The sequence below is a fragment of the Streptomyces sp. NPDC051172 genome (assembly GCF_040682555.1).
Lineage (GTDB): Bacteria > Actinomycetota > Actinomycetes > Streptomycetales > Streptomycetaceae > Streptomyces.
Genome location: NZ_JBFBBE010000468.1, coordinates 1 through 1,066, shown reverse-complemented (window position 1 = coordinate 1,066; position 1,066 = coordinate 1). Strand labels below are relative to the sequence as shown.

General features: G+C 70.7%; 1 protein-coding gene. It reads left to right on the top strand.

Annotated features, from left to right (window positions below; translation table 11 throughout):
- Positions 1–1,007: polysaccharide deacetylase family protein (locus tag AB0N07_RS52000; protein ID WP_365848116.1), on the top strand; the 1,007-nt coding region annotated here is incomplete at its 5' end.
- Positions 1,008–1,066: the final 59 nt, after the last annotated feature.

The following is a 1,066-nucleotide window of genomic DNA, read 5'->3' as shown; positions in this document are numbered from 1 at the left end:
CGGCGCGCGCCTTCGACGGCGACGACAAGGCCGGCGGCTACCTGGACTTCATGGTCACGGTGGACGAGTTCGACGCCGTCATCCGGCAGGTCTACGAGCGCGGCTACGTGCTGGTCTCCCCGCACGAGCTGTACGAGGTGGGCGAGGACGACGTTGTCCGCCCGAAGACCCTCATGGTCCCCGAGGGCCGGACCCCGCTGATCCTCTCCCTGGACGACTGCTCGTACTACCTCTACATGGACGGTGACGGCTTCGCGGACCGCCTGATCGTGGCCGAGGACGGCCGCGTCCGCAACGAGTACACGGACGCCGAGGGCAACACGCACGTCGGGGCCTTCGACGTCGTCCCGCGCCTGGACGACTTCCTCGCCGAGCACCCGGACTTCAGCCTCAACGGCGCCCGCGGCGTGCTCGCCATGACCGGCTACGACGGCGTGTTCGGCTACCGCACCTCGGCGCGCGAGTTCGGGGACAGCCCCACGTTCGACGCCGACGTCGCAGCCGCCACCGAGGTCGCCGACGCGCTCAAGGACAGCGGCTGGGAGTTCGCCTCCCACACGTGGGGCCACCGGACGGTGCCGAAGCTGACCATGGAGGAGCTCGAGTTCGACATGGGGCACTGGCACCAGGAGGTCGAGCCGATCCTCGGCCCCACGGACATGCTCATCTACCCCTTCGGCGCGGACGTGACCGGTCCCGGCAAGTACACCGCGGACAACGAGCGGTACCGCTACTTCCGCGAGCTCGGCTACCGCTCCTTCTTCCTCGTGGACGGCACCTCAAAGGCGTGGGGCCAGCTCGAGCCCGGCTACTACCGCGGCTCGCGCATCAACGTGGACGGCATCAGCCTCGCCGCGGCCGTCTCGGGCGAGCGGCCCGTGCTGGAGGAGTTCTTCGACCCCCGGTCCGTCCTGGACCCGGCCCGTCCCGAGTCCATCCGCGGCCCGAAGAAGCCGAGCGCGGCGCCGTCGTCGTCCGCCGCGGCCCCGAGAACCCCGCGACCCTGAGGAGAGCACCATGTCCATCCCCGCCACCGAGGTCGAGGCCCGCTGGAACGCGGCCGCCG